The organism is Rhizobium sp. R634 (genome assembly GCF_002211305.1).
Classification (GTDB): Bacteria; Pseudomonadota; Alphaproteobacteria; order Rhizobiales; family Rhizobiaceae; genus Rhizobium.
Map to the genome: position 1 here is coordinate 438,990 of NZ_LOKW01000001.1, position 14,538 is coordinate 453,527.

Genomic DNA, 14,538 nt, shown 5'->3' on the forward strand with positions numbered 1-14,538 from the left:
GAGTTCTGCTCGACCAGGACTTCGCCTTGAGCCGGTAGGGTCACCGTCGACAACGCCGCAACGCCTGACGCTCCGCTTATATAAAGTAACAATCCAGGACCATGACGCAGAACCATAGCAATCCCAACCCTTCTAAGCGTCACCTGCCAACGGCCGGCTGCGCCAGAATTATTGCCTCACTTCACCGGAAACTGCGGATCAGCGCGACGTGCTTCGCGATATGCTTTCATCGTCAAGCTACCGGTGATCGGGCACGGGTGACATCTCCTCTTATGGGCAATGCCATGGGCCCCGGCACCAACTTTTGGGGGAGGGGTGGGCCGTAAACTTAACCCAGACACCGTCCTTGGAGGGTGGGAATGCGCGTTAGGCTTAGCCCTGCCTTCGTTTGCGTTGGTTGACTGGGGAGGTGGCGGGATGATTGTTGATTGGCAGGCAGCGCCGCTTTGAAAGGGAACCCATGTCTTTCCAGATTGCCGCGATCAACAGCCTCTCATCCGTCTAAGAGTTGGGAGCGGTAATGAGAGCCTATACGCTTGGAGTAGCCAATGGGCCGACCCTCAGTTGGCGAGCGATAGAGTGCTGGGGCGCCGGCGTGTGCCTTTTTCTTCAAACAGGCGCGCTTTTTCCGCTCCTGTTGGCGGATGCGGACGGAGCGCTCAGCGATCATGCCAGGTCTATACTACGTCTGCTTTGCCTACCCGTATACGGGTTTACATTGTTGATGCTGGTACGAAATCTTCCGCAATTTCTCACCGCGCTCAAGCGAAATTGGCTTGTCCCCGTGATGGTTGCCATACCGTTTGTATCTGTCTTCTGGTCGGTAGGCCCATCAACGACATTCAGGCGCGCCATCGGCCTGCTCTTTACGGTACTTCTGGCCTATGTGCTGGCGATACGCTTCACACCGAGACAGTTGCTTCTCCTTGCATTTGCGACCTTCGGAACATGTATCATCCTTAGCCTGTTGATTTTCGTAGCGTCGCCGGGTCTCGCCCGCATGCCGCTGGACGGCGCGCTGCGGGGCGTCTTCATTCACAAGAACAGTCTCGGTTGGTATGCCGGCATGATGATACTGGCGGCGACCGCCGTTTTAATGGACGCCGACCGGGGCTTGCGACGAGCCGCTTTGCTGTTGCTGATTGCGGGTGGGATTTGTCTCGTGGGCTCCGGATCGATGACCGCGATCATTGCGACGGTATCAGCCTATTGTTTGATCGGCTTCTACTCCGTCTTGCAGCGGCTCCGTGGCATCAGTCGCATCGTCTTCATCCTGTTTTTCGTACAACTGGCTGTCGGGCTCCTCCTTTGGCTTCACGAATTCCTGGTCCCATTCCTTGAAGCGCTCGGCAAGGATGCGACTTTGACGGGTCGAGTGCCCTTGTGGGAGCTGGTCGATGGTCAGATAGCCGATCATCTGCTGCTCGGCTTCGGCTACCAGGCGTTTTGGACGGAGGCGAACCCGGAAGCCTGGATTATCTGGTCAAAGATCCAGTGGATGGCTCCCCACGCCCATAATGGATTTCGCGATACGATGCTGAGCTTCGGAATAAGCGGAATGGCGTTGTTCGCTCTGATGGTTTTGCAGGCACTACGCCAAGGGGCCGTCCTTCAGTGCCGGGATCAGCATTACGGCTGGCTCTGGATGAATGTCTTCACGGTCGTGATTTTGGTGATGAACCTGACCGAGACCATCTTCCTGATCCAGAATGACGCGATATTCATTCTGTTCATAACGGGCATCATCATGTTCTCGCTGTACGCGCCTGTGGTTTCGACGGCTCCTGGCCGGCGACTGCGGGCACCGGCACGGAGCGGAGCGGCGGAGCTGCAAGTCTCATGAGGCTGCGTTTCGCACCGATCTTTGGCGTTTTGCTTGCGATGCTCTTTCCGCAGCCGAGCAACTTGGCATCGGTGAGCCAGGATGCAGATGCGCCCGACAGGCTGCGGACAGCTGTCAGGGAAGCGACTTGCGCGGAAGCGTCGCCGGCGACCCTTTCGGACAAGCTGAAGGGGACTTCGCTGAGCGATGTATTGACCGGCACATCCGCGGTCCGGACAGTGTTCTATGTTTCTCCCAATGGCAAAGACAACTGGAGCGGACGTCTTGCCAAACCAAACCCTCAGGGTACCGACGGTCCCTTTGCCAGCATTGAAAAAGCTCGGGATGCTGCGCGCCAGAACGGCGGCCAAAACACAATCGCAATGGGCAATGGAGACTACTATCTCGTTCAACCGATAGTCTTCGATGCTCGCGATGCGGGCCTGGTCATCGCGGCGAGATGTAACGAAATGCCGATTTTGCACGGTGGCCCGCTTATGCGCAACTGGGCGCCTCAGGCCGATGGTCGCTGGACGGCACCGCTGAGGTTGCCGCCCGATGAGGCGGTGGGCGATCTCTTCGTCGATGGGATCCTGCAAACTCGGGCCCGCTTTCCCAACGCTCCCCTTGGCGGAGATCCGCGTAAGGGATGGTTGTTTGCAGCCAAGTGCGAGCCGGACAGCGATATTTGGCAAGGTAATACGCGCTTTTGCTTCCGTGCCGGTGATCTTCCGGCGTTGGAAGATCCAACCGGGCTTGTCGTCCACATCGTTGGCGGCTACCAGCCGGGAAGCCAATGGGGCAGTGACACTCTCCCGGCTGTTTCAATCGACGCGGCAACCCGGACTGTTCATACCAAAGGCACCGGCTATTTTTTCACCGCAGAAGGCAGCCGCTATTTCTTGACGGGGGCAGCGGCCCTGCTCGATGTTCCTGGGGAGTGGCGGTATGACGTCGCTGCGGGACAGCTGACCTATATCCCTACCGATAGACTATTCCCGAGCTCCGCGGTTGTCGCCGGCATCCTGCCGACATTCTTCAAGCTGGACGGGGCCGATGGCATGGTTGTCTCGGGCCTCGAGTTTCGTGACGGAGGTCCGCAGGGCAGCGGCAAGTTCTATACCGACACCAGAGGCTTTGGCGCCATACGGCTCGAGCATGCAGACCGCGTCAGGCTGCTCGGCAACGTCATGAAAAATGTCGGCGTCGGCATTCACGTAAGCGAAAGCGAGGATGTTCTGATTGCCGGCAACGTGATCGGAGATGTGGCTGGCAACGGGATTTACATCGGCACGACTTATGGCAGCTTCGGCAAATCGAACGGCGCCAGAATCCTGTCGAACCATATCCATGACGTCGGAAGGGTCTATTTTGAAACCGCGGGAATATGGTTCCAAGCGGCCGACAACATCAGGATCGCCCATAACCTGGTCGAAAATACCGCGCAGTTCGGTATCGCCGGCGGCTCACTGTGGGGTGCGCAAGACGCAGTCTACGACGCAGTCATCGAATATAACGAGGTCCGCAATGCCAATCAGCAAACGGCAGATGGCGGTGGCATCAAGCTGATGGGCGAGCAGGCCGACCTCATGAACAGCAGCATCCGCTACAATCTGGTGACCGGGACAGGCCAGCTTATGAACAGGGCCGATGGGACGTTCTGGCCTGCCGGATATGAAAATATCAATGAGTGGCCGACCCCTATCAGCTGGGCAATCTATACCGATGGCAAAGCCAGCGGTGTGCGCATCGAAGGAAATACGCTCTCGGACAATATATCGGCGATCGGCATCAACGGCGGCTGGAGCAACCTGGTGACGGGAAACGTCATCACGCACGGATCGGGCGCGGCTTTTCGCGTTGATGATAGTACGGGCAGGGGTTGGCATCCGCCATGGGCGCGTCCTAATCGTATCGAGAACAATATCGTGTCGATCGACAGTAGCAACGGGCTGGCAGCCTATGTCTACGCTCCTGACCATGGGTCCGGATACGTGCAGTTCGCACATAACCGCTACACCGGCAATTTGAACGACAAGAGCTTCCGAATACATCCGAAGATCACGCCTCGGGGAGAATTTGGCAGTTTACGAGATCTTCAGAAGGCTGGGGCGGACACCGACAGCGTAGTCGCAACGCCCGAGTAATAGGGGAGAATGTCCGGGCTGACTCAACTCAGGTTCAACACTGACTTTTGGAGGTCCGTGATGGATGCGACGCACGTCGAGATGATCAAGGGGAGCGTGTCAGGGGCTCTGTGCCGGGTGAGACCAAAGGCAAACGCGGGTTCCCGGGGCGATAGACGATCCAGCGCAAAGGTATCTCCTTTGCGGAGAGCGTGGCGTCAACGGAAAAGGGGGTCGGGATTGTCGTGCCGGAAAGAGGAAGAGACACGACTGCCCGTGACGTGTAGGCCCGCCGCCTGAAAGGCGACGGGCCGACCCGGTTATTAGACAAGCACGAAGTCTTTGAAGTGAAGTGCTGCGGAATTATCGAGATCCGCGACATGAACGGCCGCGCCCGCCGCGCTTCCATCCGCGTCATAGGATAGAATGCCGCTCTTCTGATCGTAGATCAGCTTGTCATCAGCCTCCAGCGCTTTTGTTCCGAGAACGAAATTCTCGTCCGAAAAATGGGAGAGGCTGAGCGCGGTGAACACCGAATGATCGAGCATCAGCTTGTCGCCCGCTGCAGAGGAAAAATCGCGGATCTTGTCCATGCTGATATTGTCGGGCTTCACGTCGAAGACGAAGGTATCGCCGCCGCCGCCGCCGGTCAGAATGTCTGCGCCGGCTTTTCCGATCAGCTTGTCGTTGCCGAGTCCGCCGTTCAGCTTGTCCGCGCCGGACCCGCCATCGAGAACGTTGCTGCCGCTATTTCCGGTCAGCACGTCGTTGTAGCTGGAGCCAGTCACGTTTTCGATGCTGATGAACTTGTCACCGGCGGCATGGCCGCCCGATGCGGCGCCAGTCGCCAAGTTGACGTTCACACCGCCGGAGCCCGCATAGCCGGCCGTGTCGGTGCCGGTCCCGCCATTGAGAATGTCCCCGCCGGCGCCGCCGCTGAGCTTGTCCGCGCCAGCCCCACCATTGAGAACGTTGCTGCCGCCATTGCCGCCGGTCAGCACGTCGTTGTAGCTGGAGCCAGTCAAGTTTTCGATGCTGGCGATCTTGTCACCGGCAGCTTGCCCGCCCGATGCGGCCTTCGTCGCCAGGTTGACGTTGACCGCGGTGGAGCCTGCATAGCTGGCCGTGTCGGTGCCGCTGCCACCGTCCAGCACATCCGCGCCGGCGCCGCCCTTCAACACGTCACTACCGCCGAGACCCTTGTAGGTTTCGTTGCCGGCGTTGGACTGACCGGTGTGCGGCAGGATGTCGTTGCCGTCGGTGCCGGTGATTACCTTCGTCGGCGAGGTCGGCGAGGTCGGGGTTGTCGGCGTAGTCGGTGTGGTTGGTGTGGTTGGTGTGGTTGGTGTGGTTGGTGTAGTCGGTTGCGTTGGCGTGGTCGGTGTCGAGCTGGAGCCCGATTCATAGGCGCCCATATCGACAGTCCCAACGACGCGAGCGTGGCCGTCCAGATCGACGGAGGCGACGCCGTATTTGCTGGTTCCGCCGTCGATCGCCGACGAGCCCGAGCCGAGGTGGAAGTTGTCGCTCGCTGCCCCCGCGAATTTCGGATCGACGCCGAGCTTGTTACCGTCCGCCGCGCTCGGCATCGCGTTGCCGCCGTCGGTTTTGACCGAGGCCTGGCCGGCCGTGCCGTTATAGGTGATGTTGTTGGCCCAGACGACGTTGCTGTTCTTGTAGCTGTCGGTCGACGTATTATCGATCGCGGTGTTGTTCTTGTTGATCGACGGGTCCGCGACGGCGATGTTGTTGACCCAGGTGTTGTTGCTCGACGCCGAGTTGCTGAGCTCGCCGCGCCAGGTGCCGCTGTTCTGCGGGTCCTGATTGTTGTGGTATGCGGTGTTGTTTTTCACCGTGACGGAGTCGCTCCAGGTAACCTGGATGCCTTTGCCGCCGTTCTGGTAGACGAGGTTATTCTCGACCAGGGTCTTGAACGTGTAGTTCGGATGACCGCTCGTCTGGGTGCTCTGGAAGTCGTCGATGATGATGCCGTTGCCATCGGTGTGTGCACCCGACTTCGTGACGTTGTCGTGCGAGATGTTGTTCCGCACGATCGTCCGGTAGCCGTCCGTCGAGGTGTCGCCGGTGATGTTCCGGTTCTGGTAGATCGAGATGCCCGAGAACCAACCCGTCGATGCGTTATTGTAGGTCTCGTTGCCTTCGATGCGGATGAAGTCCGACTGGTTGAACTGGATGCCCGACTCCCCGCTGCCGTGGACCTTGTTATCGAGGATCTGGATGTGGTGGACATTGTTCGCTTCGATGCCGTCGCCGTTGGCGCCGCCAATGTCAAAGCCCTTAACGACAACGTAGTTGGCGTTGACACTAATCGCGTTCCACGAGCCCTCGGGCGGCCGGATCAGCGCCCCGCCGGGAACTTCCGAGCGCAGCGTGATGTTGCCTGCTGCCGAGCCGTCCTTGTCGATGTTGATGGCCTCGTTGTAGGTCCCCGCCTTTACCACGACCTCGTCGCCGGGCCTAAGGTTCGATGCCATTGCCTCGCTGATCGTGCGAAAAGGAGACGAGGCACTGCCGTTGCCGCCGCTGCTGCCGGTCGTTGCTACGTAGTATGTCGTCATTGTCTTGTCCTCAACCTTAGCGTTGTTCTTTACCAATTGCTAATTTTAGCTAATCACTCGTTGCGGCGCGGTTTATAGGCCGACGTTTTCGAGGGCGCAACAGCAACGCGACAGTAAGTGCTTGAGATGAATGAGCCTTATTGCTGCCACAATGTCCAAATCACTCCAAAGTTACATTTTGAAATATTTGCGGAATTTCGAGTCGCTCAAATTGGGGCAGTATAAAGGTCCCGTTTGCCGCGAATTATTCTTTCTACAACTACAGTGACATAGCCCTATTGAAAACATTAAGGAAACCCGATGGGGTGAGTGGATTTTTCCTCCGAAACGAAAAAACGGCATTTTTTTTCTCAATTTAACAATTTTTGGCATCTTTTGCGTAATAAATGGCCGCCGTGCAGGGGCATCGGGGCCTGCTCACCACTTTATAAGGCAGCATATCGACGGCCAGCGACTCACTCGCCATCCACAAAAGCGCGTCCAAAAGTGTTCGATTATCCGTGCGGAGACCGCGTCTCCCTCTGGTCTCACACGGCACAAAGCTCCTGCACTGATCATCTCGATGTGCGTCGCAATCCATCACCGCCTCCAGAAGTCAGGTGATGAATCGGCGTTGCTCCAGCCCGGGAAACCCAGCCTTTGAATCGTCATCCGGTGGAGTGAGGCAGGCGTCCCGATAGTGGGCGGGGCTATATTATTGACAGCAAGCTGTCTCGGCACTTCTGCACTGAAGGTTCCCCGGAACTTCAGGATGGCGGTTGCAGCCTTCCTCGGCATAGGCGAGGTCCACGCATCCGACGGACGAAGGTCATGAAAACTGCGACGCGGCCGGAGGCCTGCCGATCCATCGAATGAGCCATCACGTCAAGGTGAAAGCATTTTGAGCGTCGAGGCGAAGCCGCGGCCAGATCCGCTCGAAGATCCTGCGTAGACTATATCAATCAGTGCTCAAGTCTTTCTGCAGCTGGTTGGTGCTGCCGGGAAGCTCTGGAGGCTTGCCAGCCGGGGCCCTCATCGCGCATTTCGGGTTCGGCATGTCTCCCTGCCGGCTTTATTCACGCTCGAACTCTATTTATGCGCGAAGCGACTATCTTCTGCGGCTTTGCGTGGTTTGACCGCTCTTTCGGGGCCGCGCTCATCAAAAAGAGCAAACCTGGCAAGCCGAGGGGTACGTCACCTTACTTCGAATATGTAACCTATCTCAGCCTAAGACGTAGAAACACGAGGTCTCTTCTACGTCCAACAGTTGGAGGCGCAAGTATGGAGGCAATCGTCCTGGCAGCATATTCTGATGACAGTTTAGATCGCGAAAGCGTAGGTCATGAGAAAGCAACCAGTAGACGGCAGCCAAGATTCAGTTCTCAATCAAACGAGTTCTTTGGAATGGATTAATGTCCTTGGTGTTCGCATTTCGGCAGTTAATCTCAAAAGCGCGACTGGTTTTATTCAAAAAGCGATCGAGGACGGTAGGAAGGGATATGTGTGCGTACGCGACGCACACGGCGTCGTCCGATGTCAAGATGATCCCGAGCTCCGGTCGATACATAACCGGGCTTTCCTCGTAACTCCTGACGGCATGCCGTTGGTATGGGCATTGAAGCGTGCGGGCCATGCCGAAAGCGACAGGGTCTATGGACCGGATCTCATGTTGTCCGTTTTCGATTCCGGCAGCTCCAACGGCTTGCGCCACTTCCTTTATGGCGCAACGGCCGAAACGCTCGAACAACTGCAGGCGCGCCTTCTCGAGAAATTTCCGAAAGCACAGATCGTCGGCTCCTATGCGCCACCTTTTCGCAGCCTGTCGACGCCGGAGGAAACGGAAATTGCTGACCGGCTCAATCGATCGGGCGCCGATATCATCTGGGTCGGGCTGAGCAGTCCCAAGCAGGAACTCTGGATGGCGCGCATGCGTGATCGTCTGGACGCATCGATGCTCATCGGTGTCGGAGCCGCATTCGATTTCCACGCCGGCCTCAAGCGGCAGGCTCCGAGATTCATTCAAAGAAGCGGCTTCGAATGGATGTTTCGTCTTCTGTGCGAGCCGCGGCGGCTGTGGCGGCGCTACGCGCTCGTCGTGCCGACCTTCATCTCACTGTCAGCATTCCAGAGACTGGGGCTTCGGAAGTTTCCGATCGAAGACGCTATTTCTGGATCGGGCGCGTCAGGACAAATGCAGTAGAGGGGTAAAGCGTCATGTCCTTATTTGCATCGACAGAAGTAAGACCGCGTCCGTCGAAGGCAGCGACATCAAGTGATATGACGGCGCGGGTGATCCCGGCAGGTTCCGTGCCGCCCATAGCAGCCAAGACCGCCGATGCCTTTGACTGGGCAGGGCCGAATATGCCCGAACTACGGCGTCGGCTTCCTCGGCTTGCAACCTCGTCCTTCCTGGTCGCCGGCGACATTGCGGGCTATTTGATTGCCTATTTTGTTCTCGTGTCCCTTCTCCCCGGTGGTTTGGAGGGCTCGCTGGTCGAGCGTACGTTCGCGATCGCAGCACTCGCCGCGATCATTCTTTACGCATCGGCCGGCCTCTATCCTGGATACCGGCTGCATGACCACGAACATCTGCGGCGGCGCACTTTAGCTGCCGTCAAGGTGGCTGTCCTGGCGGCGTTCGGAGCAATTATCCTGCCGGAGGGGGAGCGACTGCTGCTTGCCACTATCGGGTTCCTCGCTCTCGGGCTGATAGTACAGCCATTTGTGCATTGGCTTGCACGGGGCCTTTGCCGGAAGCTCGGAGTCTGGGGGGAGCGCGCGGTTGTCATCGGGGCAGGCAACCTTGCTCCCGCTCTCGTGGCCCATTTCAAGGATCACTGGCAGTATGGCATCAGGCCGGAGCCTTTTTTCGCCGATACTTTGGAGGCTTTGCCCGATGGCGGGTCCTCCATTGCCGTGGTTGCGGGCGACCCGGGCTCGCCGATACCCGATTTGGCGGTGATGCGCCGGAAGTTCGCCGAAGTCGTTCTGCTGTCCGACACGCCGAACCTCAAGGTAAGCGGACTGCGACCCGCGGATGTCGGCGGAGAGATCGGTATTCGCCTCGCCACTTGTGAGAAGTCAGCGAACTCGGATCTGGTTCGACGGATCCTCGATCTCGCAATCGCCGTCCCTGCAATGATCGTGGTCGCGCCGTTCATCGCGTTCGCCGCGGCCGCAATCTATGCCATTGATCCAGGCCCCGTCTTCTTCCGGCACACCAGGGAGGGGCGGTCCGGTAAGCCGGTGCACGTTCTGAAATTGCGGACGATGTATCAGAATGCTGAACAGCGCCTTGAAGCACTGTTCCGAGACAACCCCGCTATGCGCGCCGAGTGGTTGAGCCATTTCAAGCTCAAGGAGGATCCGCGCGTCCTTCCGGTTATCGGACACATGCTGCGCTCTTCGAGCATCGATGAGCTTCCGCAATTGGTGAACATCATTGCGGGCGAGATGGCCATCGTCGGACCGCGTCCGTTCCCCGAATATCACCTCCTGGCCATGAACAGCGAATTTCGAGCCAAGCGCCGTTCCGTCACGCCGGGGCTCACGGGCCTTTGGCAAATATCCGAACGAAGCAATGCGGATATCGAGCTGCAGCAGCAACTTGACGAGTTCTACATCGACAATCGGTCCCTGTGGTTCGACTGCCAAATTCTTTTCAGCACAATCCCTGCGCTCTTCAAGCGTAGGGGAGCCTACTGACGATCCTCGCTTCGCGAAGCAACCATCAACAGGGAGCACACCAATGCACGGACAAAAACGAGTTATGGTAACCGGCGGCACGGGATTTCTGGGATCATTCCTGTGCGAAAGGCTATTGCGAGAGGGCAATGACGTCCTCTGCGTGGACAATTACTACACCGGTTCGCGTGACAACGTGCTGCATCTTCTTGACGATCCTCGTTTCGAGGTGCTCCGCCACGACATTACCTTCCCGCTCTATGTGGAGGTCGACGAGATCTACAACCTCGCCTGCCCGGCATCTCCGGTCCACTATCAATTCGATCCGGTGCAGACCGTGAAGACCAATGTGCACGGGGCCATCAACATGCTCGGCCTGGCAAAACGCACCAAGGCGAAAATCTTCCAGGCCTCCACGAGCGAAGTTTACGGCGATCCGGCAGTCCATCCCCAGCCCGAGGAGTATCGCGGCAGCGTCAATCCGATCGGTCCCCGTGCCTGCTATGACGAAGGCAAGCGCTGCGCCGAAACGCTGTTCTTCGACTACCACCGTCAATATGGCGTGGAAATCCGCGTGGCGCGGATTTTCAATACCTACGGGCCGCGCATGCAGACCAATGACGGCCGCGTCGTCTCCAATTTCATCGTTCAGGCGCTTCAAAACGAGCCGATCACCATCTTCGGCAACGGCACGCAAACACGCTCCTTCTGCTATGTGGACGATCTGATCGAAGGCTTCATCCGCCTGATGGCGGCGCCGGCCGGGGTGACAGGCCCGATCAATCTCGGCAATCCCGGCGAGTTCCAGGTCCGGGAACTGGCCGAAATGGTCATCGAAATGACCGGATCGAAATCAACCATCGTCTACAAGCCTCTGCCGGTCGACGACCCGACGCAGCGCAAGCCGGATATCAGCCGCGCAAAGCAGGATCTCGGCTGGCAGCCGACGGTGAACCTGCATGACGGGCTCGAGAAGACGATCGCTTATTTCGAGTGGAAGCTTTCCGGCGGCGCGCGGAACAGGCTCAACGTCAAGCCCTCGCAGGAGGCTTACCCGCATCTGGCGGCTCCGACCGTCGAACGCACTGTTCCTGAAGCCATTCGATAGGGACATGAATAGCAACGTTGATCAGCGAAAGCCGCGTCTCGTTTTCTTTCAATGGGACCATCAGCCCAATGCGAACGCGGCCGGTTACCTGCTGCTGCACATGCAGCAGCAGGTCAAATGCCTCGCAACACATTTCGATGTCGTCGTCATCAACCGCGACTGCGATTATGCGGAGATATGCGACAAGCACGAGCCGGATCTGACGCTGTTCGAGAGCGGTTATCGGTCGCATGGCTCACATCGGATAAAAATCACCAACACCAATACCCATTTCGCCGTACCGAAGCTTGGTCTTCATAATGCCGACCCATGGTGCGATCGGCGCGCGGGCTTCCTTTCCGATATGGAGCAGTGGGGCATCGAGACGTATTTCGCGATCGCAACCATGACTCCGGAATATATGCCGGCGGTGAAGGAGAATCTGTTCGTCTGGCCAAATTTCATCGATCCGGAAGTCTACCGCGACTATGGTCAGCAAAAGGTCATCCCGGTCACGCTGACAGGTCAAGCCTATGGGCTTTATCCCTGGCGGCAGACGGTCTTTCCGATGATCCGGGACCGTTACCCCTGCCTGGTCTCACCGCAACACGCCTATGAAAGCAAGCTCGCTTCCCAGCTCCTGTCCGGCGAGGCTTATGCCCGCGCACTCAACGCGAGCCTCCTGGTCCCCACATGCGGCACCATGGGCGGCGAGGTCGTGCGCAAGCACTTTGAGATTCCCGGGGCGAGGGCCTGTCTCGTGACGGAACGCACGGCAGCAGTGGAAGCAGCCGGCTTTGTCGACATGGAAAACGGTGTCTTTGTTGACAGTCGCAACGTGGTCGAGCGGCTGGATTACCTTTTTGCCCATCCCGACGAGATAGAGCGTATCACGACAGCCGGTCACAGTTTGATCCATTCGCGCCATACGCTGAGGCACAGGCCGCAAATATATCAGTGGTTTATGTTGAACAGAGGCCTGCAGTTCGGCGAAAAGATCATCCAGTCCGGCCCTTTCGCCGATCTTGCAAAGGTCAAGCGTAGCTCCAAGCAAGAGAGCGTCCATATCGTCGGGGAAGCGAGCGATCGCGTTTTGCTGAAGCAGGGCGACTTGCTTCTCGAAGAGGGCAAGGTGGAGGAGGCCAAGCAGTGCTACGCACGCTGCCTGGACTATGTATCCTACCTGCCCGAGGCCAAATTCCGCCTTGCCATCTGTGCATTGCAGGAGGGCGACGCCGATCGCGCCCATGACCTTCTGGTGGACCTGGTTAAGGTGACCATGACCGAATATGGGGCGATAAACCCGGATCCGGTCGAGTGGGCGTACTTCCTTCTCTCTTTGATCTGCAGGGGCCAGTTTGAGCGGGCGCGGAGGCTGCAGGATTTCTACCCATCGCTGTCCCACGACGAATTCAGGCGCGCGCGCCTCGTCATCTCGCAACTTAGTCGCTCAGGAGAAGGGAGCGTCTCGGGACGGTATGGCAGGGATCGAAGAAGCATTCACCAGATTCCCGAGCGGAGCGATTCCGAGTGGCTTGCAAGGTTCTCCGATATTCTTGAGCGCTGTCACCAGCCAGATCTTGCAAATGTTCTTCGTGCCGCTCCTATTGGCGGAAGCGGGACTGACGAGAAACCAGCATCTCTACGCTTCAAACGTGACGCCTCCTGGCGCCTTCGACTATATTCCGGCGTCGATGGCCTCATGATCAAGCTGCGCCTGAATCGCCTGAGGCCGAATGTACCGCCTCTGCCGGAGTTCCGATATCTCTGGCATCTTGCGCGGGGTCTGGTCCCTCAGTCGCAGAGAGGCCTGTTGCGCAGGATCCGAATGGCTCTTTCTAGGCCTCCCGTGGGCACCGGCAATTAGCTGTGGGAAATGCACTCACCTGAAGAAGCGCGTATGAGAAACGCCCCAGGTGAAGCTGCAGGTGCTCCCACTGAGGCGTTTCCGGCGTTAAATCTCGGACTCGGTGGCGTATTTGCCGCGCAGCCACCGAGGATATTTAGAGCGAGAATGCGCTCAGCACAGGCTGTTTGCAGCAGAGCCGCCCGAAAGAAAAAGATCGTTGAGCTTGAACACGACTTCCGTTCTGTTCGTTGCTTTGACCTTTTTCATAATATTGCGAACATGCACCTTTACAGTGCTTTCTCGCAGGTTGAGCTCATAGGCGATGATTTTATTCGCCTTTCCGCGTCGGAGCGCCTCCACGACTTCGACTTGACGATCCGTGAATATGCCGGCCAGCGGGCGTGCGGTCGAATTGCTCGAGTCCAGCAAGTGACGCATGGCGAACAGGGCGCTTGCAGGCACGAAAATTCCGCCCGCCACCGACAGGGCGATCAATTCCATGCAGACGCTGACGCTGACTGAAGCGGGTATGAACCCTTTAGCTCCGTACTCGAGCGCCCTGACGATCTGACCGAAATCGTCGCTATCGGCCAATACGATGAGTGGCGTTGATACGAATTCCGATGAAAGTTTCCGGATTTGCTCCGAAACGGCCGGCTCATCGATTTTCTTGCCGCCGACGTTCAAGAGGATTGCCGAAAGCGGCGGATATTCATCGCGCTTCTGCTTCCACTCCTCAATTGAACCGAATGCCAGAATCTGCAAATCCGCTTTCTGGGCAGACATGCATTGCGCCAGGCATTGACGATCGAGCTCACGATTATCGAGAATGACAAGCGAATGCGTGTGTCTTCCCGGAACGGCAGGTGGGTTCGAATTGTTTTCCATCCTCAGCGGAAGAGCGACGTTCTCCTGCCTGAGGTCCAAATTTGGTATAAGTGCTGAATTCACAGCTTCACCCTCCCCTAACACGTTACGCTGAACTACGCCCCGAGTACCGACCCCTCTCAATACGGGGGTTTAGGAAACTCTAAAGTAGGAATCGAATACCACAGTTCGCGGAACGTTACAGTAGCTAATAAAGGCTAAGTCGCGCACAACTTCCATCATAATTCGGAAATGAAAAGATAAATCTGAAGTAGTCTTGCGTGTTACTGGATAGTCTTCAGACTAAACTTATTTTTTACACCGTAGATTTGCGGCGGGCCACTAAATGCATGGAAACAATCGCAGTCTCCGGCGTAGGATCGGCAACGGATGCGGCAGGTGAGCCCGCCACCAACGTCGGTCGTTATATGATTAGGACGTAAGTCGTCCTAAGTAGATACGCCTTTAGGTGAATAACCTTAAACGTTTTGTTTCTTTACTCAGATGCAGAAAACAATTCTCTTTGAACTGTAGAAAAATATTAG

The 14,538-nt window shown here is 57.4% G+C and carries 8 protein-coding genes and 1 pseudogene; 6 read left to right on the forward strand and 3 right to left on the reverse strand.

What is annotated here, in order from left to right; translation table 11 throughout:
- Positions 1 to 520: 520 nt before the first annotated feature.
- The gene (locus ATY77_RS01960) at positions 521 to 1,843 is read left to right on the forward strand and encodes an O-antigen ligase family protein (protein ID WP_088685842.1); all 1,323 of its coding nucleotides are present in this window, start codon (positions 521 to 523) and stop codon (positions 1,841 to 1,843) included.
- On the forward strand, positions 1,840 to 3,969 hold the full coding sequence (locus ATY77_RS01965; protein ID WP_088685843.1) for a right-handed parallel beta-helix repeat-containing protein: 2,130 nt from the start codon (positions 1,840 to 1,842) through the stop codon (positions 3,967 to 3,969). Before ATY77_RS01960 ends, ATY77_RS01965 begins: the two co-directional genes overlap by 4 nt.
- A gap of 302 nt (positions 3,970 to 4,271) precedes the next feature.
- Here ATY77_RS01965 and ATY77_RS01970 read toward each other — a convergent pair whose 3' ends face one another.
- A complete protein-coding gene (locus ATY77_RS01970) occupies positions 4,272 to 6,527 on the reverse strand; it encodes a choice-of-anchor Q domain-containing protein (protein ID WP_088685844.1) in 2,256 nt (751 codons plus the stop codon).
- Positions 6,528 to 6,987: 460 nt separating this feature from the next.
- A pseudogene (locus ATY77_RS33100) lies at positions 6,988 to 7,107 on the reverse strand (IS5/IS1182 family transposase); the annotation flags it as partial.
- Between the two features lie 741 nt (positions 7,108 to 7,848).
- Here ATY77_RS33100 and ATY77_RS01975 point away from each other — a divergent pair.
- Genes ATY77_RS01975 through ATY77_RS01990 form a run of 4 tightly spaced genes read left to right on the forward strand, consistent with a single transcriptional unit; the run spans position 7,849 to position 13,144 of the window.
- Entirely contained in the window at positions 7,849 to 8,706 is an 858-nt protein-coding gene (locus tag ATY77_RS01975; protein ID WP_088675752.1) for a WecB/TagA/CpsF family glycosyltransferase, read from the forward strand.
- 14 nt (positions 8,707 to 8,720) lie between these two features.
- A complete protein-coding gene (locus ATY77_RS01980) occupies positions 8,721 to 10,211 on the forward strand; it encodes a sugar transferase (protein WP_088685845.1) in 1,491 nt (496 codons plus the stop codon).
- 43 nt (positions 10,212 to 10,254) lie between these two features.
- On the forward strand, positions 10,255 to 11,298 hold the full coding sequence (locus ATY77_RS01985) for a UDP-glucuronic acid decarboxylase family protein (protein WP_088685846.1): 1,044 nt from the start codon (positions 10,255 to 10,257) through the stop codon (positions 11,296 to 11,298).
- Between the two features lie 4 nt (positions 11,299 to 11,302).
- On the forward strand, positions 11,303 to 13,144 hold the full coding sequence (locus ATY77_RS01990; protein ID WP_088685847.1) for a glycosyltransferase: 1,842 nt from the start codon (positions 11,303 to 11,305) through the stop codon (positions 13,142 to 13,144).
- Positions 13,145 to 13,297: 153 nt separating this feature from the next.
- Here ATY77_RS01990 and ATY77_RS01995 read toward each other — a convergent pair whose 3' ends face one another.
- On the reverse strand, positions 13,298 to 14,077 hold the full coding sequence (locus tag ATY77_RS01995) for a response regulator transcription factor (RefSeq protein ID WP_088685848.1): 780 nt from the start codon (positions 14,075 to 14,077) through the stop codon (positions 13,298 to 13,300).
- Positions 14,078 to 14,538: the final 461 nt, after the last annotated feature.

Bases quoted from the DNA above. Each gene is read 5' to 3' on its own strand.
- ATY77_RS01970 (WP_088685844.1), bottom strand. From the start codon at position 6,527: ATGACGACATACTACGTAGCAACGACCGGCAGCAGCGGCGGCAACGGC.
- ATY77_RS01960 (WP_088685842.1), top strand. From the start codon at position 521: ATGAGAGCCTATACGCTTGGAGTAGCCAATGGGCCGACCCTCAGTTGG.
- ATY77_RS01990 (WP_088685847.1), top strand. From the start codon at position 11,303: ATGAATAGCAACGTTGATCAGCGAAAGCCGCGTCTCGTTTTCTTTCAA.
- ATY77_RS01965 (WP_088685843.1), top strand. From the start codon at position 1,840: ATGAGGCTGCGTTTCGCACCGATCTTTGGCGTTTTGCTTGCGATGCTC.
- ATY77_RS01980 (WP_088685845.1), top strand. From the start codon at position 8,721: ATGTCCTTATTTGCATCGACAGAAGTAAGACCGCGTCCGTCGAAGGCA.
- ATY77_RS01975 (WP_088675752.1), top strand. From the start codon at position 7,849: ATGAGAAAGCAACCAGTAGACGGCAGCCAAGATTCAGTTCTCAATCAA.
- ATY77_RS01985 (WP_088685846.1), top strand. From the start codon at position 10,255: ATGCACGGACAAAAACGAGTTATGGTAACCGGCGGCACGGGATTTCTG.